The 21,676-nt window shown below is 42.8% G+C and carries 17 protein-coding genes and 3 tRNA genes; 11 read left to right on the top strand and 9 right to left on the bottom strand.

Going from position 1 to position 21,676, the window contains the following annotated elements:
• Positions 1 to 83: 83 nt before the first annotated feature.
• Positions 84 to 1,421, bottom strand: a complete 1,338-nt coding sequence (argA, locus tag BO26_RS04025; RefSeq protein ID WP_036769028.1) for an amino-acid N-acetyltransferase — start codon at positions 1,419 to 1,421, stop codon at positions 84 to 86.
• Positions 1,422 to 1,667: 246 nt separating this feature from the next.
• Here argA and amiC point away from each other — a divergent pair, with 246 nt between their 5' ends.
• A complete protein-coding gene (amiC, locus tag BO26_RS04020) occupies positions 1,668 to 2,915 on the top strand; it encodes an N-acetylmuramoyl-L-alanine amidase AmiC (RefSeq protein WP_036769026.1) in 1,248 nt (415 codons plus the stop codon).
• A gap of 93 nt (positions 2,916 to 3,008) precedes the next feature.
• On the opposite strand, the gene BO26_RS04015 is transcribed toward amiC, so the two are convergent.
• The 3 genes from BO26_RS04015 to BO26_RS04005 form a co-directional block, all read right to left on the bottom strand.
• Positions 3,009 to 3,085 (bottom strand) — tRNA-Met (locus tag BO26_RS04015).
• A gap of 30 nt (positions 3,086 to 3,115) precedes the next feature.
• Positions 3,116 to 3,192: transfer RNA gene (locus BO26_RS04010), tRNA-Met, on the bottom strand.
• 87 nt (positions 3,193 to 3,279) lie between these two features.
• Positions 3,280 to 3,356, bottom strand: a tRNA-Met gene (locus BO26_RS04005).
• A gap of 217 nt (positions 3,357 to 3,573) precedes the next feature.
• On the opposite strand from BO26_RS04005, the gene mltA reads away from it, so the two are divergent.
• Both mltA and tcdA read left to right on the top strand, forming a co-directional pair.
• Positions 3,574 to 4,671, top strand: coding sequence for a murein transglycosylase A (gene mltA, locus BO26_RS04000; RefSeq protein WP_036769024.1), 1,098 nt, complete (start codon positions 3,574 to 3,576; stop codon positions 4,669 to 4,671).
• A gap of 47 nt (positions 4,672 to 4,718) precedes the next feature.
• Entirely contained in the window at positions 4,719 to 5,531 is an 813-nt protein-coding gene (tcdA, locus tag BO26_RS03995; protein ID WP_036769129.1) for a tRNA cyclic N6-threonylcarbamoyladenosine(37) synthase TcdA, read from the top strand.
• On the opposite strand, the gene csdE is transcribed toward tcdA, so the two are convergent.
• Positions 5,528 to 5,989, bottom strand: a complete 462-nt coding sequence (csdE, locus tag BO26_RS03990; protein WP_036769022.1) for a cysteine desulfurase sulfur acceptor subunit CsdE — start codon at positions 5,987 to 5,989, stop codon at positions 5,528 to 5,530. The two genes, tcdA and csdE, sit on opposite strands and share 4 nt — an antisense overlap.
• A 3-nt stretch (positions 5,990 to 5,992) precedes the next feature.
• Entirely contained in the window at positions 5,993 to 7,201 is a 1,209-nt protein-coding gene (csdA, locus tag BO26_RS03985) for a cysteine desulfurase CsdA (protein ID WP_036769020.1), read from the bottom strand.
• A 433-nt stretch (positions 7,202 to 7,634) separates the two neighbouring features.
• On the opposite strand from csdA, the gene BO26_RS03980 reads away from it, so the two are divergent.
• The 8 genes from BO26_RS03980 (at position 7,635) to BO26_RS03945 (ending at position 18,277) form a co-directional block, all read left to right on the top strand.
• Positions 7,635 to 8,555, top strand: a complete 921-nt coding sequence (locus BO26_RS03980; protein WP_036769018.1) for a transcriptional regulator GcvA — start codon at positions 7,635 to 7,637, stop codon at positions 8,553 to 8,555.
• Positions 8,556 to 8,869: 314 nt separating this feature from the next.
• Positions 8,870 to 9,265 (top strand): DUF423 domain-containing protein, encoded by a 396-nt coding sequence (locus BO26_RS03975; RefSeq protein ID WP_036769016.1) that lies wholly within the window; start codon positions 8,870 to 8,872, stop codon positions 9,263 to 9,265.
• Positions 9,258 to 10,358: a 23S rRNA (cytidine(2498)-2'-O)-methyltransferase RlmM gene (rlmM, locus tag BO26_RS03970; RefSeq protein WP_036769014.1), complete on the top strand. Its 1,101-nt coding sequence runs from the start codon at positions 9,258 to 9,260 to the stop codon at positions 10,356 to 10,358. Before BO26_RS03975 ends, rlmM begins: the two co-directional genes overlap by 8 nt.
• 1,438 nt (positions 10,359 to 11,796) lie before the next feature.
• A complete protein-coding gene (gene prtA / locus BO26_RS03965) occupies positions 11,797 to 13,251 on the top strand; it encodes a serralysin (RefSeq protein WP_268870600.1) in 1,455 nt (484 codons plus the stop codon).
• Between the two features lie 53 nt (positions 13,252 to 13,304).
• Positions 13,305 to 13,700, top strand: coding sequence for a protease inhibitor Inh/omp19 family protein (locus BO26_RS03960; protein WP_201771245.1), 396 nt, complete (start codon positions 13,305 to 13,307; stop codon positions 13,698 to 13,700).
• Positions 13,701 to 13,775: 75 nt separating this feature from the next.
• The gene (locus BO26_RS03955) at positions 13,776 to 15,506 is read left to right on the top strand and encodes a type I secretion system permease/ATPase (protein ID WP_036769011.1); all 1,731 of its coding nucleotides are present in this window, start codon (positions 13,776 to 13,778) and stop codon (positions 15,504 to 15,506) included.
• A 66-nt stretch (positions 15,507 to 15,572) separates the two neighbouring features.
• Entirely contained in the window at positions 15,573 to 16,901 is a 1,329-nt protein-coding gene (locus BO26_RS03950; RefSeq protein WP_036769009.1) for an HlyD family type I secretion periplasmic adaptor subunit, read from the top strand.
• Between the two features lie 2 nt (positions 16,902 to 16,903).
• Positions 16,904 to 18,277 carry a TolC family outer membrane protein gene (locus BO26_RS03945; protein WP_036769008.1) on the top strand — a complete coding sequence of 458 codons (1,374 nt, stop codon included), beginning with the start codon at positions 16,904 to 16,906 and terminating at the stop codon, positions 18,275 to 18,277.
• Here the strand turns inward: BO26_RS03945 and xni are convergent.
• The 3 genes from xni to queF all read right to left on the bottom strand — a co-directional run bounded on the left by xni (position 18,274) and on the right by queF (position 21,468).
• Positions 18,274 to 19,029: a flap endonuclease Xni gene (gene xni / locus BO26_RS03940; RefSeq protein ID WP_036769006.1), complete on the bottom strand. Its 756-nt coding sequence runs from the start codon at positions 19,027 to 19,029 to the stop codon at positions 18,274 to 18,276. The genes BO26_RS03945 and xni overlap by 4 nt on opposite strands.
• A gap of 65 nt (positions 19,030 to 19,094) precedes the next feature.
• Positions 19,095 to 20,462, bottom strand: a complete 1,368-nt coding sequence (gene ppnN / locus BO26_RS03935) for a nucleotide 5'-monophosphate nucleosidase PpnN (protein WP_036769004.1) — start codon at positions 20,460 to 20,462, stop codon at positions 19,095 to 19,097.
• Between the two features lie 154 nt (positions 20,463 to 20,616).
• Positions 20,617 to 21,468 carry an NADPH-dependent 7-cyano-7-deazaguanine reductase QueF gene (gene queF / locus BO26_RS03930; protein ID WP_036769002.1) on the bottom strand — a complete coding sequence of 284 codons (852 nt, stop codon included), beginning with the start codon at positions 21,466 to 21,468 and terminating at the stop codon, positions 20,617 to 20,619.
• Positions 21,469 to 21,676: the final 208 nt, after the last annotated feature.

Raw genomic sequence — 21,676 nt, 5'->3', positions numbered from 1 at the left:
ATTGAATGGATAGGTCTGTGCCGTAGGTTTAATATCATTGCTGACGCGTCAAGGGCAATGTAAGACTTTCGGCACGAGTCAGTTTATTGCTGTGGTTCCAAATTCAACATAAGGATTTTTGAACGGCGCTGGTAGTTGTATAGCGCTTGTTTCTGAATCGGTAGCATGGAGATTTCTGCAGGTTCAAAACCCCGTTCCTGAAACCAATGGATACTGCGGGTAGTCAGGACGAAAAGTTTTTCTAGTCCAAATTGCTGAGCATGCTCTGAGATGCGATTTAATAGAGCTTCACCTCTTAAAGAACTTCGATATTTGGGATGAACGGCTAAGCAAGCCATTTCACCGATTTTTTCATCAGGATAGGGGTAAAGTGCAGCACAGGCGATAGTCAGGTTGTCGCGTTCGATAATGGTGAATTTATCAATTTCTCTCTCAAGTTGTTCTCTTGAACGGCGAACCAAAATCCCTTGTTGTTCCAGTGGGCGGATAAGTTCGAGAATGCCACCAATATCATTAATATTAGCCCTGCGTATTTGTTCCGCACTTTCCATGACTATTTGGGTGCCAATACCATCACGGGAGAATAATTCCTGAACCAGAGCACCATCTGCCTGATAACTTAATAAGTGGCTACGACGAACACCACCACGACAAGCTTTCACGGCACTGCGTAAAAAACGGGTTGTATTTGAATAGTAATCATCTTGTGTTGCCAATTCTTCAATGTATTCCTGTGCTTGATTAAGAAAAATTTCGGACAGAATTTTTCCATCTCTATCTTGTACACCTTGAGAAGAGCAGAAACCAATCAGTTTTTCAGCCTGTAGTTTGATAGCCAACTGGGTAGCAATTTCTTCCGATGATAGATTAAAACTCTCACCAGTGACAGAAACCGCAACAGGGCCAATCAGCACTATTGCGCCGTGGTCTAGCTGGAGGTTAATTGCGTTCTCATCAATGCGACGAATTCTGCCGCTGTGGCAATAATCGACACCATCATCAACGCCCAGAGGTTGAGCTATAATAAAGTTACCGCTGACAACATTAATATTCGCCCCTTGTAATGGAGTATTATTCAGGCTCATGGAAAGGCGAGCGGTGATATCCAATTGCACTAAGCCAGCAGATTGCTTGACTAATTCCAATGTTTTGTTATCAGTAACACGGGTGTGTTTGTGATAAGCCGGTTCATAATGATGGTCTGCAATATTTTGTTCGATTTGTGGTCTGGCCCCATAAACGACAACCAGACGGATGCCTAGGCTATGCAGTAATCCGATGTCGTTAATGATGTTCGGGAAGTTCTCATGAGCAATTGCCTCCCCACTAAGCATAATAATAAAAGTCTTGCCACGGTGTGCATTGATGTATGGAACCGAGTGGCGAAATCCCTCAACTAATTCGGTGCTTCGTTCTTTCATAACAGGCTCTCAATTGAATTTTTATTCGAAATTTATGTATTTTTATTCCTTTTGGGGCGGAATGGCAAGAGGCAATTAAGACAAAAACATTGCGATATAGATGTGGACGTTAATAATTTGCAGAATATAAAATGTCTTTTGCTGATGACAGCATAATGTTGATTGGTTAGAGTTTTTCACTCAGTTGTTTTCTTTGGTAAATATTACCCTGAATATTTGTATTTTATGAATGGAATAAAATAGTAGATGAGTCATTCGGATCATAATCTGTCACGGCGCCGCTTGTTGCAGGGAGCCGCGGCAATGTGGTTGCTTAGTGTCAGCCACGTGGGTTACGCATCGTCATCAAAAATTATTGCTGTACGTATTTGGCCTGCATCCAGTTATACCCGTGTAACGCTTGAGTCTAATATTCCACTCAAATATCGCCAGTTTACGCTGACAAATCCAAACAGAATTGTTGTTGATCTTGAGGGTGTGCAGTTAAATCACACCTTAAAAGGGATGGGAGAGCAGATCCAATCCCGTGATCCTTATCTTAAATTGGTTAGAGAAGGGCAATTTGATCCTAAAACTGTTCGTTTGGTGTTTGAAGTTAAACAACCGGTCAGCCCACACATGTTTACGTTGAAACCAGTGGCAGAATTTAAGCATCGTCTGGTATTGGATCTTTATCCGGCAGTGGGTGCTAATACTGATGATGATCCGCTACTTGCTCTGCTTGAGGAGTACAATAAAGGTAATTTGGCCGAGGACTTACCGGCAAAAACACCAAAACCAGGCAAAGCAGGTAAGGATAGGCCGATTGTTATCATGCTTGATCCCGGGCATGGAGGGGAAGATCCCGGCGCTATCGGTAAATATAAAACCCGAGAAAAAGACGTTGTTCTGCAAATTGCCCGTCGATTGAAAAGTATTATTCAGCGTGAGCCGAATATGAAAGTTTATATGACCCGTAATGAAGACGTGTTTATTCCGCTAAAAGTTCGGGTGGCAAAGGCACGTAAGATGAGGGCTGATTTGTTCGTTTCTATTCACGCTGATGCCTTTACTAACCGGGCGGCACGCGGCTCTTCGGTTTTTGCACTTTCTACTAAAGGTGCGACCAGTAATACTGCACGTTTTTTAGCCCAGACTCAAAACGAGGCTGACCAGATTGGAGGGGTAAGTAAAAGCGGCGATAAGTATCTGGATCATACTATGTTTGATTTGCTACAGACCGCGACAATCAACGACAGCCTTAAATTTGGCAGTGAAGTGCTCAGGCGCATGGGCAAAGTGAATAAATTGCATAAAAACCGGGTAGATCAGGCAGGGTTCGCGGTACTTAAAGCCCCGGATATCCCATCTATTCTGGTGGAGACTGCGTTTATTAGTAACCTGGAAGAGGAACGAAAACTGAAAACTGCGTGTTTCCAGCAACAGGTAGCTGAGTCAATTTTTGCGGGTATCAAAGCTTATTTCAGGAATGGTGGTGATTTAGTTAGGCGGTGAAATATCCGCCATTTAAACTGAACGCAGACATGATGGAGATAAAAGCATCGAGGAATTGTTTTTGGGATTTGTATGCTGAAATGCACAGAGAATTGGTTGCGGGGGCCGGATTTGAACCGACGACCTTCGGGTTATGAGCCCGACGAGCTACCAAGCTGCTCCACCCCGCGTCCGTTTTAGTATTCTGAGTTGCGAAGAATTGGTTGCGGGAGCCGGATTTGAACCGACGACCTTCGGGTTATGAGCCCGACGAGCTACCAAGCTGCTCCATCCCGCGTCCGTTATAACCTATTCTGTCTTCCTGCATGGATAGGGCTTGCCGGAATAGGTTCTTATTCGCAAATAGCTAACTATTTCATAGTGTTGGTTGCGGGGGCCGGATTTGAACCGACGACCTTCGGGTTATGAGCCCGACGAGCTACCAAGCTGCTCCACCCCGCGTCCGATGCGGGCACTATACTCAGGATGAGATCCGTTGCAAGTTTTTTTATTAATTATTGTTTGTTTCGTTACGTTTTTGATTAGTTACTCTGCGTATTGGCGTATTTTTGTTCGTTTGTGCCGTTGTCTCGTTACGTTATTTTTTTATGGTAAGTTTCATTATTTTTGTTGGTTTGGTATTGTTTGCCGCGGAGCATGTTGGTGAGAGAGAGCAATAATGAGACTTTGGAATAAGTATCTTCTGTGTGGGGCTATGATTTCACTGCTGGTTGGATGTCATTCTCGTCCAACAGATCAGGGCCAACAATATAAAGATGGTCATATTACTGAGGATTTATTGCCGGTGAATCAACCCAATGCTCAGGATAGGCCGGTTAATGCTAAAGATTTTTCAGAGCAGGCTGCGCTTATTAGTCAGTCTGCCCCGCGTTTGTATAAGGATAATAGCTCAACCTTTGATGCTGTTCAGAACTGGATGTTAGCTGGTGGTGAAACCAGTAAATTGAATCTGTTTAATTTGCATGCTTATCAGATGGAAGGTGTGGATAATTACGGTAATGTTCAGTTCACGGGTTACTATACGCCGATATTACAAGCTCGCCGTGTTAAACAAGGTGAATTTAAATATCCGTTGTATCGTATGCCGCCTAAAAGTCGATACCGCTTACCAAGCCGGGCTGAGATATATAATGGTGCCCTCAGCTCTAATCTGGTTATTGGTTACAGTCGTTCACTGATTGATAATTATCTTATGGAAGTACAAGGCAGTGGCTATGTTGATTTTGGTGATGGCGGGCCGCTGACCTTTTTGGGTTATGCAGGTAAAAATGGGCGGGCTTACCGCAGTATTGGTAAGATATTGATTGAACGCGGAGAAATCGCGCAGGAAGATATATCTATCCTGACGATTCGCAGATGGATTGAATCTCATAGTGAGGCGGAAGTCCGTAAGCTACTGGAGCAGAACCCTTCGTTTGTTTTCTTTAAACCTGAGGTTTATGCCCCGGTGCGGGGAGCGAGTGCTGTTCCTCTGATTGCAAAAGCTTCTGTAGCTTCAGACAAAACGCTTATTCCACCAGGAACAACATTGTTGGCAGAAGTACCTTTGTTGGATAAACAGGGTAAATTTACCGGTCAGTACCAGATGCGCCTGATGATTGCATTAGATGTCGGTGGTGCAATAAAAGGTCATCACTTCGATATCTATCATGGTATTGGTCGTGATGCTGGTATGATGGCAGGGTTTTATAACCACTATGGTCGGGTTTGGGTGCTGAAAAAAGAGCAACCGGCTATGCTGATGGTAAATCAGTAATGCTTTCTATGGATTTTATAACAGGTTTTCAGGATTGATATTCAGTGATACAAGCTTCCCTTTCTGATGCGTACATGCAACGTTTTGCGGGTACTGCCCGTTTATATGGCCAAAAAGCGCTTTCTTTATTTTTTCATTCCCATATTTGCGTCGTAGGCATCGGTGGTGTGGGTTCCTGGGCCGCCGAGGCTTTGGCTCGTACCGGAATAGGTGCGATCACCCTGATTGATATGGATGATGTATGCATTACGAATACCAACCGCCAATTACATGCTTTAAAGCAACATATTGGGCAACCTAAAACGGCAGTGATTGCAGAACGTATTCTGGCAATTAACCCTGAGTGTAAAGTGACGTGTATTGATGATTTCCTCACGCCAGATAATGTTGAGGAAATTATGTCTGCTGGGTTCAGTTATGTGGTTGATGCTATCGATAGTGTCAGGCCAAAAGCAGCTTTATTGGCTTATTGCCGTCGCCATAAAATTCCGTTAGTGACAACAGGTGGAGCTGGCGGGCAACTCGATCCTACACAGATTCAGGTTGTTGATTTAGCGAAAACTATTCAGGATCCATTAGCAGCTAAGTTGCGGGAACGGCTGAAATCTGATTATCACATTGTGAAGAATAGTAAAGGCAAATTGGGAATTGATTGTGTGTTTTCAACTGAGCAATTGGTGTATCCGCAAAGCGATGGTTCTGTTTGTGCCGCTAAAAGTACAGCCGAAGGGACTAAACGCATGGATTGTGCTTCCGGTTTTGGTGCCGCGACGATGGTCACGGCAACATTTGGGTTTGTTGCGGTTTCCCATGCATTGAAAAAGATGGTGGCTAAAGCTCAACGCTTGGGTGAGCTTTAGCCCTTGGTGTAATGTCTTGCGATGTTTTGCACAGTATGAATCAGCGATTTCACGCCGTTCAACCGTGAACCACTTAACTGTTGCTCTAGTCTAAGCTGGTAGAACAACGCCAGTAAGTTAGTTTCCGAAACTTGTTTCGGTGTTTTTCCTTCTACGGCGGTCAGTATTACTGCTAGAAGACCTTTTACAATGCGGCCTTCGCTGTCACCGTAAAAGTGTAAATTACCATCTGGCAGTAATTGGTGTCCTAACCAAACTCGGTTTTCACAGCCTGACATTTCGATATTCTGTTGTTTCAAATTGTCAGGCAGTGTTGGTAGTTTCTTTGCCAGTAAGATTAACTGGCGATAACGTTCTTCCCATTGGTGGCATTGATTAAAGGTTTCGATTAACTGTTGTTGGCTAATTTCTTGACCAAATGGATGTGGTGCGGTCAAGGCTTCAGTGGAGTGTGTCATATATCATTCATCTTGTAGTAGAGAAAGACCGAATTTTACCGCTTGAATTAAAGAATCGGCATCTTGCTGATTGTTATAAGGCATAAAGGATGCCCGTAAACAGCCACTGATACCTAGAGTCTTGAGCAGTGGTTGAGCACAGTGCTGACCAGAGCGTAAGGCAATATTTTGTTCTGCCAGAATGGTCGCCAAATCACTGTGATGAATACCAGCAAAATTAAAAGCCAATAAGCTGGAACCGGCAATACGATAACTGATAAATCCGGGTAGAGCGGAAAGTTGTTCTTCGGCATAGTCAGTGAGAGTGACAGCGTGGGTTTCAGCTTTGGCAATATCAATATTTTTCAGCCATTCCAGTGTGGCAGAAAAACCAATGACACCTGCAACATTTGGTGTACCCGCCTCAAATCTGAATGGTACAGCTTCCGGTGTAAAACCACTGAATGATGCCTGGGTAAGCATTTTACCGCCGCCTTGCCAGGGAGACATGGTTTCAAGTAGCTCACTTTTACCATAAAGTACGCCAACGCCATTCGGTCCATAGAGCTTATGAGCCGAAAATGCATAGAAATCAATATCTGATTGTTGAACATCAACAGGATTGTGGACAACACCTTGTGCGCCATCAACCACAATCAGGCAACCATACTGGCGTGCTATTTTTGTTATTGCAGCTAAATCGACTGCTCCTCCCGTTACGTTGGACATTTGGCTAATTGCTATCACTCGACTGTGTTGGTTCAGAAGCTCAGGCAAGATATTTATATCTGGCAATTTGCTGTTGCCTAACGGCCATTTAATAACCCTGGCGCCAACTTGCTTTGCCAGCATTAACCAAGGGATCAGATTGGAATGGTGTTCCTGCTCACTAACTATAATTTCATCGCCAGGTTGGAGATAAGTACGGAAATAATTCTGAACAACTAGATTGAGGGATTCTGTTGTTCCTTTTGTCCAGATAATATTCTCAGGTTTTGGGGCATTGATGAGTTCAGCAACCTGTTGCCGAGCATTTTCATAGCGGGATGTGGCTTCCAGTGCAGTGTGATGTTGGCTGCGATGTACGGTAGTACTACTGCACTGATAATAATCCAGCGTTGCTTTAATCATGGCCTGTGGTTTGAGTGCAGTTGCGGCACTGTCCAAAAATACGGTTTGTTGTTGTAGGGCTGGAAATTGCTGGCGGAATTGTTCTGGTTCGAACTTTTTCATAGTTGATTTCGTTGTTGTTTATCAGGCTATTCTGTTGGTGATAGTGATTAGTAAGTGGATAGGTTGTTACGTTAAATATTAAATAATAGTGCCACGTTCTAGTAATTATGCCAAAAAAAAGCACCGCAACTGCGGTGCATTAAAAAATCACTATGGACAGACAGGGTAAATGTACAGGAAGTGAAAAAAAACAGTAGCTTAAGCTACATAGTCTGGTGTCCCAGACAACTTGCAAACACAACATCACAACCACAAAGCCAAAAGTTTCATAGCGTTACTGCTAATTCACTTTTCGTTCCGGCTTGGGAAGTGGCGCCACTATAGGGATTTACTGGTGTATCCTCAATGGACAATTTATAATGGTTCGGATTACAAAAACTAATAACTAAATATAAAGAGTTACCGGTATCACCAATATTGAATAAGGGCCCACATGTCCAAACGTTTACCACCACTTAATGCGTTGCGGGTTTTTGATGCGGCGGCGCGCCATTTGAGTTTTACTAAGGCGGCTGAGGAGTTATTTGTGACGCAGGCCGCAGTTAGCCATCAGATGAAAAGTTTAGAGGATTTCCTGGGGCTAAAGCTGTTTCGTCGTCGCAACCGATCATTGTTGTTAACTGAAGAGGGACAAAGCTATTACTTAGATATTAAAGAAATTTTCACGTCGATAAATGAAGCAACGCGTAAACTTCAGGCTCGGAGTGCGAAAGGGGCTTTGACAGTCAGTCTTTCACCCAGCTTTGCTATTCAGTGGTTAGTTCCAAGGTTGTCTGGCTTTAATTTAGCTTATCCAGGAATTGATGTCAGGATACAAGCGGTGGACAGGGAAGAAGATAAGCTCGCGGATGATGTAGATGTTGCTATATTTTATGGTCGTGGAAACTGGCCAGGATTGCGAACGGATCGTCTTTATGCGGAATATTTGCTCCCTGTTTGCTCTCCTTCGCTATTGACAGGGGGGAATCCTTTGAAAACGCCAGCAGATTTGGCACGTCATACATTGTTGCACGATTCTTCTCGTCGTGATTGGCAGGCTTATATACGTCAACTTGATATGCAGCAGCAGATAAATGTTCAGCAAGGGCCGATCTTTAGCCATAGCGCAATGGTGATCCAGGCGGCTGTTCATGGACAAGGGGTTGCATTGGCAAATAATGTCATGGCTCAGACTGAAATTGATGCCGGACGTTTAGTTTGCCCATTTAATGATGTGTTAGTGAGTAAGAATGCATTTTACCTTGTTTGTCATGATAGTCAGGCTGAGTTAGGGAAAATAGCGGCATTTCGTCAATGGGTTCTGGCGCAAGCTGCTAGCGAACAGGAGAAATTGGGTTTTATTACCAATGAATAAGAAAAGGATATGTCATTTGGGTTACGAGAGTTCTCAGATATATACCCAATAGATTTCAAGATGGATCGAGACGGCAAGGGAGCGAATCCCCGGGAGCATAGCGAACTTTGTGACCGGGGTGAATGCGTGCAGCCAACAAAGCAGCAGCTTGAAAGATGAAGGGTATATACCCAATAGATTTCAAGTTGCATTGCGGCGGCAAGGGAGCGCATCCCCGGGAGCATAGATAACTATGTGACTGGGGTAAGTGAATGCAGCCAACAAAGCAGCAGCTTGAAAGATGAAAGGTATAAATATGAAAAAGGAAGATAACAGTGAATAGTCGTTTAATGCTTATCTTTGCTGGTATTAGTGGTTTTTTCTATGTGGCGTTTGGTGCTATCGGGTCGCATTTATTATCCCTGATTATGGCAAAATATCAGTTAGATTGGATTGAACTTGGTTTGCAATATCAGGGGATTCATACTCTGGCAATGATGGCTATATCTGCCATGCTGATGCGTAAAGTTGTTCTCTGGTTTTACTGGAGTGGTGTCTTTTTCGCGGTAGGCATTTTGTTGTTTAGTGGCAGTCTCTACTGTATGGCCTTATTACAGGTTAAATTTTTCTCTTATATTACTCCAATTGGAGGGGGCAGCTTTCTTATCGGCTGGCTCTTAGTATTAATTGGCGCTTTGCGTCTAAGGAAATCGGCGCTTTGCCATGAATAAAATTGCTTTATATTGTCGCTCTGGTTTTGAAAAAGAGTGCGCGGCAGAAATCACCGATAAAGCGGGTCAAAAAGAGATCTATGGTTTTGCCCGGGTAAAAGACAACAGTGGTTATGTTCTGTTTGAGTGTTATCAGCGTGAAGATGCAGATCGGCTTATTCGTGAGATACCTTTTCGGGAATTGATTTTTGCTCGCCAAATGCTGGTTGTGGGTGAATTGTTGCGCGATTTACCGCCAGAAGATCGGGTAAGTCCAATTGTGGGTATGTTGCACGGCGTCATTGAACGTGCTGGCGAACTAAGGGTTGAAGTGCCTGATACTAATGAAAGTAAAGAGTTGCTAAAGTTCTGCCGGAAATTTACTGTGCCGTTGCGTAATGCGATGCGCCAGGAAAAAATTTTGCAGATTAGGGAAAGCGCCAACTGTCCTGTCATACACGTTTTTTTTATTGCGCCGGGTTGCTGTTATGTTGGTTATTCTTACAGTCATAACAATTCACCATTTTATATGGGTATTCCCCGACTGAAGCTCCCTTCAGATGCACCAAGTCGTTCAACACTGAAGTTGGAAGAAGCCTTTCATGTTTTTATTCCTTATGACGAGTGGGAAGAGCGGTTGGCCAGTGGTCTATATGCGGTTGATTTGGGGGCGTGTCCTGGTGGTTGGACTTACCAATTGGTGAAACGCAGTATGATGGTGCATGCCGTGGATAATGGCCCAATGTCGCAAAGCCTGATGGATACGGGACAGGTTCGGCATCACAAAGTGGATGGTTTTAAGTTTGAACCTTTGGTAAAAAACATTTATTGGCTGGTGTGCGATATGGTAGAAAAGCCAGCAAAAGTGACGCAATTAATGGCAGATTGGCTGGTTAATGGTTGGTGCCGGGAGGCTATTTTTAATCTTAAATTGCCTATGAAAAAGCGTTATGAAGAAGTCGCGCATAATTTGCAGAAAATGAATCTGCAATTAAAAGAGAATGGTATAAATGCACAAATTCAGGCAAAACACCTTTATCATGACAGGGAAGAAATAACGGTTCATGTTCGCCGTATTTGGTCTGCTTATGCAGCTAGCCGGAATAATGACTAATTAATTGTTGTTCATCATTATCCTGGAATAAATTCCTAAAATAGGACTTTACAAAGCGCCTCTATGATATTCTGAGGCGTTTTTATTTTAATATTGAATGATATTATTGCATTTTGTTTTTCATTTCCATGTGTGTAGTAAAAGTAGCATATTTAAATAATTTAACTCATTTATTCACCAGAGAGAATATTACATAATATTCTGTTGTGAGGTTGTTATTATCTAATCTAATGATTAATATAGTATGATTTCTGTCGGAAAATTATTGATTTTTTTACTTGACTTAAAATAAATAACAAAATTAATATATTGTTGTAACAGTTTAATGAGGCATGAGATTAATGTGTAATAAGCCAGTAAATTAATATTATAAACTCGAAAATAATTAAATGGATTTTTTTTCAATTAATTTAACCAAGGTTAAAATATGAAGTTTAATTATGATGTTAAATTAAAATAATGTTTGTATTATATCAAGTTTAAGTTTCTGTTTTAAATTCTATACCCTATGGATTTCAAGATGCGTCGCGACGGCAAGGGAGCGAATCCCCGGGAGCATAGATAACTATATGACCGGGGTGAGTGAGTGCAGCCAACAAAGAGGCAACTTGAAAGATAACGGGTATATATCTTTATGAATATATTGAGTTATTGGTTTCATATCTTGTTTTTAAGAGTATTCAATCAACTTTATTGATGTTTTTATTTGATTTTAAAAAAACCAAAAATATAATTTTATTATATATAAAAAGAATTATTTAAAATAAGAAAAGTATTAACCATATCTGTGATGTATATTTTTTTATTTATTTAATCAAGTTGTTATTACTTTACTTAATAATATATACCCAATAGATTTCAAGATGCATCGCGACGGCAAGGGAGCGAATCCCCAGGAGCATAGATAACTATGTGACTGGGGTGAGTGAGTGCAGCCAACAAAGAAGCAACTTGAAAGATGACGGGTATATAGGTATTTACGGGGGTTAGCTCCCTTCCATATGCGTTATATCGTTCAATATTGCATTCGAAGGGGAGGGGTATTCCTATTTTATCTATTCATATAACGGTTCGAGATAATTTATAATTAGAATTATCAACAATAATTCTATAAATTTTTTAAAGTTTACTTTATGAGATAGTTAAGTAATAAATAATTAATGCGTAAGAAAATACCGCCAGTAAATTAGCGGTATTTTTTTTGCCTTAAATAGTTATGTTATGTAAAACAATCGCTTATTTGTTTTATGTTATTTTTATCACGTTTATATTAAAAAAGTATGTTAATTGCTTTTTATATAATTAGCTTTAGTGTTACTTTTATGTGAAAGGGATTTTAGTTCTTAATTTGTATGACCATGGGAGGTCTGTTGTTTTCAGGTTTTATTGACTTGTATTTAATAAAATAAAAAGGTTTTTATATCTAAGTCCTGAATTTATGGAGAAATATATGTCTTTAAAGAAAAAAATTTCATACTCGGAAGAAGTTAGCGGTTCAGAAAAGGCAAATGAGTTGCTGAAATGGTTACAGGCTTATATACCAGGTAAGGATTCTAATATTGTCGTTGAACATGAGCCAAGTAAAGATGCTGCTAAAGAATTAATCCGAGGTGATTATCGTTGGGGGCATCAGGATGACGATAAATCTAAAGCTTTCCCATTAAAGTATACTTTCCTGGAAAGTAAACCGGATGATATGCCATGGCATATTTCTGAATTTTCAGCATTTAATGAAGAGCAAAAAGCAGCGGCAAAACTGTCAATACAATCCTGGGCTGATGTTGCTAATATTAATTTTGTTGAAACTTCTGATGCCAAAGAGGCGAATATCACCTTTGGGTTCTTTGATGTTAGTTTGACGGGGAGTTATGCGTTTGCTTATCTGCCGAGACCAGAGAAGACACAATTAGGAACCTGGTATAACGCTAAAAGCCGTACTTTCACAAATAATGATATCGACGTGAATGGTTATGGCCGTCAAACGTTTACTCATGAAATCGGCCATACTCTGGGGTTACAGCATCCGGCTGATTATAATGCCTCTGATAAGGTAAGCCCTACTTATAAGAATAGCGCCACTTATTTTGAAGATAGTCGTGCTTATACCGTTATGAGTTATTTCAGTGAGAAAAATACCGGGCAGGATTTTAAAGGTATTTATTCTTCTGCACCATTACTTAACGATATTTCTGCCATTCAGGAAGTGTACGGTGCTAATAATACAACCCGAACAGATGACACTGTATATGGTTTTAATTCCAACACAGATCGCGACTTCTATACGGCAAAAGATGAAAACAGCAAACTGTTGTTCACTGCCTGGGATGCGGGCGGTAATGATACGTTTGATTTCTCTGGTTTTACCCAGGATCAGCGCATTAACCTGAATGAAGCTTCTTTCTCGGATGTTGGTGGTCTGAAAGGAAACGTTTCTATTGCTCGTGGTGTAACGATTGAAAATGCAATTGGTGGTAGTGGTAATGACATTCTGATAGGCAATGATGCTGACAATACTCTGAAGGGTGGTGCTGGTGATGACATCATCTATGGTGGTCTGGGAGCAGATAATCTTTGGGGTGGAGAAGGTAAAGATACATTTGTCTACCTGAGCGCCAAGGAATCACCTCCTCTTGAGCGTGATTGGATCCATGACTTTGTTTCAGGTGAGGACAAGATTGATGTGTCATTGTTCGACCTGGGCGAAGCAGGGAAAGGAGGCGTTAAGTTTGTTGAGGAGTTCACTGGTGCCGTTGGAGAAGCTGTGCTTCGTTATAACACTGTTGATAAGGTGAATGATTTCGTAATTAATATGGGTGGAAAGCTATCTTACGATGATTTTTGGGTAAAAATTGTCGGAGAACCAATATTAGAGTCTGATTTCATCCTTTCATAACACAACAACACAACCGCATCTGACTTGGATGCGGTTATTTGTTTGGAGGCAGCATGGTTTTTGCCGCTTGGTATCTGAAATTTGCATGCTTTGTTGCTCTTACATTCAGCATTATCGGAGGAAGTATGGCAAGTAGTCTTGATCTCCCACACGCCAGTGAATTGAAAGGCATATGGCAACTGTCAGATAAACGTCAACAATGCGATGTGTCATTGACTGACCAACCATTACCGGAAGGCTCAATTTGGTCACTTAATGGTGATAACGCTTGTTTGGCGGATATGTTTGGCGAAGTCCCTGCTGGTTGGCGACCTACACCTGATGGCATCACGATTACAGATAATCAGGGAAGTGGATTGGCTTTCTTTGCGCATGAATCAGATGGTTGGTTTGCCCGGTTTGCTGATGGTCGGGAACTGATAATGAAACCTGGTGAGCAAAGGGAATAAGGCAAGGAACGTTAACATCAGATAGTCATATATTTATAACAACAAGATATATCAGATAGTTATTAAGGAAATGCCGTGAAATTACTACTCCCAAAGGATGAGATTGCTGATGTCATTCGTGCCCGTAGTCGGGTGTTTTGGACTATCGGGTTGTTCACTGCTTTTATTAACCTGCTCATGTTAGTTCCGTCTGTTTATATGTTGCAGGTTTATGACAGAGTGTTGCCATCGGGCAATGAAATCACTTTGCTGATGTTGACTCTGATTACTCTTGGTATGTTTGCCATGATGGGAATGCTGGAATATATCCGCAGCATGATTGTTATTCGTATTGGTAGCCAGCTTGATATGAAGCTGAATAATCGGGTTTATACAGCATCTTACGAATCAAATCTGAAAAATGGCACAACAGATGCGGGCCAGATGCTCAATGACCTGGCAAATATTCGCCAGTTTCTGACGGGTAATGCTTTGTTTGCTTTCTTTGATGCTCCTTGGTTTCCAATCTACTTGTTGGTTATTTTTCTTTTTAACCCTTGGCTTGGTTTGTTGTCATTGGTGGGTGCGTTGGTATTGATTGCCCTTGCTGTATTGAATCAGTGGGTATCAAGACAGCCGTTATCCGAAGCCAATAAACTTGCTTTGCGTTCAGCTAGCCTTGCCAGCACCAACCTGCGTAATGCAGAGGTGATAGAGGCGTTGGGTATGTTGCCGGTACTGCGCCGGAGATGGTTCGGATTACATGAACGTTTTCTGAATTTCCAGCGGATTGCCAGTGAACGGGCTTCAGTGATTAATTCGGTCACGAAAACGGTGCGTTTGGCGTTACAGTCGCTGATCCTCGGATTAGGTGGCTGGTTAGCGATTGGTGGGCATATTACGCCGGGAATGATGATTGCAGCTTCAATTCTGATGGGGCGGGCACTTTCGCCGATTGAACAGCTTATTCAAGCCTGGAAAGGTTGGAGTTCGGCTCGTTTGTCATGGCAACGGTTAACCGATCTGCTGGAACAACAACCTGAACGGAAATCGGGAATGTCATTACCTGCACCAAAAGGCAATTTGGTTGTAGAAAAAGTTTCAGCGGCGCCTCCGGGAAGAAACAGTAAAGTTGTGTTGCAAGATGTTAGTTTCGCGCTGGATGCGGGTGATGTGATGGGATTAATTGGCCCCAGTGCTTCAGGGAAATCGACCCTCGCCCGGTTACTGGTCGGGATATGGCCGGCACAAGAAGGTGTGGTCCGCTTGGATAATGCAGATATTTATCAGTGGAACAAAGATGAATTGGGTTCTTCAATAGGATATTTACCACAAGATATTGAGCTGTTTGGCGGCACTATCGCTGAGAACATTGCTCGTTTCAATGAGGTAGAACCAGAAAAAGTTGTTCAGGCGGCAAAAAAAGCTGGGGTTCATGAACTGATATTAGCACTTGATAAGGGTTATGACACCGTTATTGGTGCCGGAGGTATTGGGTTATCTGGTGGGCAGAAGCAGCGAATTGGTCTTGCTCGTGCGTTGTATGATGAACCGTCACTTGTGGTCTTAGATGAACCGAATTCCAGCCTCGATGAAGCGGGCGAAAGAGCACTGAATCAAGCTATTGCTCAGCTGAAAGCGCAAGGAAAAACCGTGATTGTGATTACTCATCGCACATCATTGTTGTCACAGACGAACAAAATATTGCTGCTGGTTCAGGGAAAAATGAAGATGTTTGGTTCATCTCAGCAGGTAATGACAGCTTTATCACAACAGAATAAGAGCCAGGAACATTCAGCAACTAAGGCAGTTGCTCAGGCATCATAAGTAAGTAGGCATTTAATTATAATAATATCAAATAGCTGAGACGGAGATTTCTGTCCGGGAGTGGATATGTCTGATCAGAATACGCCGGTAGTGGATGGCAAAGGATTATTGCCACTGGAAGAAGGGCATTTTTTACGACTAGGATGGTTGGTGATTGGTGTGGGGATCTTGGGATTTCTCATTTGGGCAGCATTCGCACCGTTGGATAAAGGGGTTGCGTCTTCAGGTGTAGTGGTTGTAGATGGCAATCGCAAAACGGTTCAGGCTCCGGCAAGCGGTATTATCAGCCAGATTATGGTTGTTGAGGGAGAAACTATAAAAGCGGGTCAAACCCTCGTTCAGCTTAGTCAGGTGCAGGCAAAAGCCCAGGTAGATGCGCTTCAGGATCAACTGTATACCACGCTAGCAACGGAAACTCGTTTATTGGCTGAACAGCATGGTGATGACATGCTGGTTTTTCCCGAAATATTGCAGCAATTACAGTCTGAACCTCGGGTGAAAGAGATTATCGCACTGCAAAAACAACTGTTCGCATCACGCCGTGAAATGCTGCAAAGCGATCTTGAAGGGCTGGAGCAGGCTGTTGCAGGGATCCATTTTCAGATTAAAGGACTGAAAGCTTCTCTTGTCAGTAAGCGAGTGCAACAGACCGCACTTAAAGAGCAGATAACTAATCTTAAATCTTTAGCAGATGAGGGTTATTTCCCGCGTAATCGTTATTTGGAACTGTTGCGTGAACAGGCTGAGCTGAACAGCAGCATAGCGGAAATGGAAGGGCGTGCCGGTCAGCTTGAAAAACAGTTACAGGAAACCCAGCAGCACATTATTCAACGTAAAGCAGACTATCAGCGCGAAGTGCGCACGCAATTGGCAGAGGTGCAGGTTGCTGCCAGTGAATACCGAAATAAGCTGGACACAGCCCAGTTTGAACTGATGCATACCTCAATTGTGGCGCCCGTTGATGGCACGGTTGTTGGGTTAAATATTTTTACGCAGGGTGGTGTCGTTGCTCCCGGTGAAAAACTGATGGAAATCCTGCCGAACCAAATGGCGCTTGAAGTGGAAACCCGTGTTGCGGTTAATTTGGCAGATAAAATCAGCAAAGGATTGGATGTAGATCTGATGTTCACCGCTTTTAATCAGAATCGGACACCCAAAATTGAAGGAAAAGTGATCATGGTTTCCGCAGATAGACTGGTGGATCCCGTGACTAGCCAACCTTATTATCAGATGAGAGCTGTCGTGTCCCCTGAAGGGATGGAAAAATTGAAAGGGCTGGATATCAGGCCGGGGATGCCAGTTGAGGTATTTGTCAAAACTGGTTCACGTTCCTTGTTAAGTTATCTGTTTAAGCCATTGTGGGATCGGGCTTCGACATCATTGATAGAGGAGTAATTATGAGACTGAATCATGCTTCTTTATCAGTGGGTTTGTTGATTCTTTTCATCGTCAGTATGTTCTCTTTTCCTGCATGGGCGCTGAGTCTGACAGAGGCTTATGCGCTGGCATTAGAAAATGATCCTACTTTTCTCGCAGCGGTAAAAGAAAGAGAAGGTGGAGAAGAGTATGAAAAGATAGGCAGGGCAGAATTGTTACCTAAGGTGATGATGTCTTATCAAAATTCACCGAGAAATTGGCAACATATGGAGCAACCTTCGTATGATCTTCGGGGAAATAAGATAACTGCAAGTCGGGATCGCCAATATCGCAGTTATAACGCGGCGATTGTGTTGACCCAGCCATTGATAGATTTTGAGATATGGGCGCGGTATAAAGCCAGTCAAGCGCATACGTTGATGAGCAATGAACGTTTTCGGGCAGATTTTCAGCAACTGGCTGTCCGGGTAGTGAATGCTTACGTGGATGTAGCTTATGCGCAGGATCAGATTGACTTAGTCATACGCCAGAGAATAGCGTATGAAAAACAGTTGGAACTGAACAGGAAATTGTTTGCTTCTGGTGAAGGGACACGCACTGATGTAGTGGAAACACAATCCCGTTACAGCCAGGCTATTGCGGATGAGATAGCAGCCAAGGATGATCTGGATGCCGCAATGCGCAGCTTACAATTGATTGTTGGTATTCCTCTTCCCATTGATTTACCGGTGCAGCGATTATCAGATAAAAAGCAGTTTAAGATGTTGAAATTGTCGCCAGGCCATTATGAAGAATGGGAAAAACGGGCATTAGCTAACAACCCGGTTCTGGCCGCTTCCCGTCAGGAAGTGAAAGCGGCGTACCATGAAGTGCAACGTAACCGGGCTGGTTATTTACCTAAGTTAGAACTTTATGCTTCCCATTCTGAAAGTGAGTCTAGCAGCGATAATACTGTCGATCAGAAGTATCGAACTGATACTATTGGCTTACGGATGAGCATGAATATCTATAATGGTGGTGGTACATCTGCTGCTGTACGTCAGGCAGCGGCGCAATATGGAAGAACCAAATATGAGCTTGATGTTCAGGCAGGAGAAGTGCTTAATGCATTACGCCGGAATTATAATCAGTATCTGAATAGCGAAAAGCGGATTAATGCTTATGAAATGGCCGTTGAATCAGCTAGCTTGCAGGTGGATGCAACCAGTAAAAGCGTTGTTCTTGGACAGCGGGTTAATGTGGATGTTCTGAATGCTGAGCAGCAGCTATATACTGCCCGGCGTGATCTTTCTCAGGCCAAATATAATTATATTAAAGCTTGGGTCGGCCTACTTAATGAGGCCGGTGAGTTAAAAGGTGAACATTTGGATAAGGTCGCAGGGTATTTTCGTTAATTTGCTGTTGTCAGCCGGAGTTGTTGTAAGTTGCCATTTAAAGCTAAATCGGTACGTAATGACGCAACTTTCCGGCTGATAAACGCAATTTCTTTATTTGATTCCAACTTATTGCGCCATTTATCCGGTTGTTGCTCGAGGTTCTGGAAAAGATTATCCAGTGTACCGAACTGTCGCAGTAAAATAGTGGCAGTTTTAGGTCCAATCCCCGAAATTCCGGGGATTTTACTGCTATTGATCCCCGCTAATCCCCAGTAATCAGGTAATTGTTGCGGAAAAACGCCAAATTCTTGTTGAATAAATGGCATATCCAGCCAGCGTTTCTGGAAGTAGTCACGAATACGGATATTGGGTGAAAGTAACTGACAATAACCTTTATCAGTAGAAACAATCGTAACGTAACCGGCAGAAGCGACTTTTACTGCCAGCGTCGCGGCTAGATCATCAGCTTCATGTCCTTGGGCATGCCAGCAGGCAATGCCTTGTTGTTCAAATGATATTCTGATCTGCGGCATTTCTTGTTTCAGATTGTCAGGCATAGGCGAGCGACCGGCTTTGTAGTCAGGCAATATTTGATGCCGCCAACTGTTACTACGATCCTCTTCATCGAAGACTGCGACAGCATGGGTAGGATTGGTATGTTGGATCAACTGCCTTAGTGCATGCTCACAGGCAGGAATACATGGGCTGCCCTGCACAGCATGAATGCGGCGGATAAGGTTAAGAGCATCAACAATTAGAAGGTGTATCATAGGGTTCACTATTAAGCCGCATTGTGCTCCATCCATGGAGCAGATATTTTTTCGGGTAGTAAGTTTTATCGGATAATTTCGTAGCAGGGTTCGTAGGCAGTACCACCTGGTAGTTTCATCCGGTGCTGTTCCACAAAGTCTGCCAGCAGCTTGTCCATATGGCGCATTATTTCAGCATTTCCATGGATTTTGAATGGGCCATATTTTTCAATCGCTTGAATACCGATCTCTTTCACATTGCCGGCAACAATCCCAGAAAAAGCACGGCGTAGTGCAGCCACCAGTTTGTCAGGAGACTGAGCAGGATGGAGATTAAGATTAGCCATATTTTCATGAGAGGGTGCAAACGGTTGTTGTAAATCATAGTTGATCTTCATTGACCAATTAAAACTGTATGCATCCCCGGTACTGTGGCGGTTATCTCTGACTAATGGCATTGCTTCTTTCATTATCCGGGCAACTTCAGGAGCGTCATCAATAATAGTGTGATAGTAGCGTCGTGCTTCTTTCCCCAATGTATGAACAATAAATTCATCCAGGACCTGGAAATAATCTGCACTTTCTTTCGGACCGGTAAAAATCAATGGCAATATTTGTTCCTGATTTTCCGGGTCCATCAGAATACCCAACAGGTAGAGTAATTCCTCTGTTGTGCCGACACCACCTGGGAAAATAATAATACCGTGAGCAATACGAACGAAGGCTTCCAGACGTTTTTCTATATCTGGCATGATAATCAATTCGTTCACTAATGGGTTAGGTGGTTCAGCGGCAATGATTGATGGCTCGGTGATACCGATAAAACGGCTATCTTTATAATTCTGTTGTGCATGACCTACGGCGGCACCTTTCATCGGTGCTTCCATTGCACCTGGGCCGCAGCCGGTACAGATATTAAGTCCTCGCAGTCCAAGTTGATGACCGACTTTACGGCTGTATTGATACTCTGGCTTAGTCACTGAATGGCCGCCCCAACAGACGATCATATTGGGATCTTCGTCGGTATGTAACGCTCTGGCGTTACGCAGAATAGAGAAGATGGTATTGGTAATATATGCACCGTTTTCCAGATTGGGATGATGCTGTTTTCCTGAATCAGTAATCTGAGTATGAACAAACAAGATATCCCGAAGCACGGCGAACAAATTAGCTTGTAGTGAATGGATAATTTTCCCATCAACAAACGCTTCTTCTGGTGGATTCACTAATTCCAGTTTTACTCCGCGCTCACGGCGCAATACGTTAATATCAAAATCTGTGTATTTAGAGAGGAGTTCCTTACTATTATCTGTTTGGCTACCCGAATTGAGTACAGCGAGTGAACAGTTTCGGAATAAGAGATAAAGATCGCTTTTTGCGGTGCTCTTCAGCATATCTACTTCAAGTTGAGATAATAAATCCATTGAACCGAGTGGGTTGATATGTGTAATCAAGAATGACTCCTTATATCGAGTATGGGTTTAACCTCAATATCGTTAATTGACTGCTCCCGCCCGTATTGGACGAGGGTTCACGATGGTTTTTGCTAAATCTATCACATTTCCTGTTCAGATTGATTTTTCACCGACTGTACTCAGAAAAGTTTATTTACTGGCGCGCTAGTCTGCCTGTTTCTGGAACGAAGTCGGTACCATTTGTGCGCCATGGGTTGATATCTAATCCCCCGCGGCGGGTATAACGGGCATAGACCGAGAGTTTTTCTGGAGCGCATAGCTGTTGTAAGTCATTGAAAATACGCTCAACACATTGCTCATGAAATTCATTATGGTGCCGAAATGATACCAGATAACGTAGTAACGCTTCTTGGTTAATTTTTGCTCCTTTATAGTGAATCTGGACAGACCCCCAGTCAGGTTGATGGGTAATCAGACAGTTGGATTTCAGTAGATGGCTAACCAAAACTTCTTCCACTAGCGGGCCTTGTGCGGCGCCTTGCAGATAATCACGGTTGAAATTATATTCAGTAATGTCAATATCTTGATTATCAATACATTCACCGGTGAAAGAGGAAATCGGTTGGTTATTGAAATGATTTAAATGATGAAGTGTCACTTCTACATGACCATCAGCACAAGCGGCGAGATCCCGCTGTAATGTTTCTTCAACGGTTTGCCAGCTTTCAAAACGGGTTTGATTAAAGCTGTTCAGATAGAGTTTGAAACTTTTAGATTCAATCAGGTTTTTACTTGCTGCATTCAGGCTGACATGCCCGACAGCAACTTGTGGCAGACCACGACTATTTAGCCATGAAAGTTCATAAAGTGTCCAGATATCAGCCCCGTGAAACGGCAAATTGTCCGGGAAAATGTTCAGAGGTTCACGGTTCATACTGCGTGGTACTGCTTGCAGCAAATTGGCATCATATTGGTCGTGATATGACGTGGTTTTACCGAGAGTAAGCTGCTCAAGAGCAGCTTGATGATCCTGATATAACGACATGTTATTCCTCGAAATCTGATAGTCGTGATCGTAGTCATTGCTCAAGTTTATCAAGCTACGGTGTTTTATCAGAATTTTATTTATCCGGTGCGCGGCTTTTCTCCTATGACTACCTGAAACAAGTCGGGGGAATGCTCGGCACTTGTTATCTTTCAAGTTGCTGCTTGGTTGGCTGCGTTCACTTGCCCCAGTCACATAGTTATCTATG

The organism is Photorhabdus australis DSM 17609 (genome assembly GCF_000711895.1).
Taxonomy (GTDB): Bacteria; Pseudomonadota; Gammaproteobacteria; order Enterobacterales; family Enterobacteriaceae; genus Photorhabdus; species Photorhabdus australis.
The sequence above is the reverse complement of the archived record's forward strand: the minus strand, read 5'-3'. Positions and strand labels throughout refer to the sequence as shown.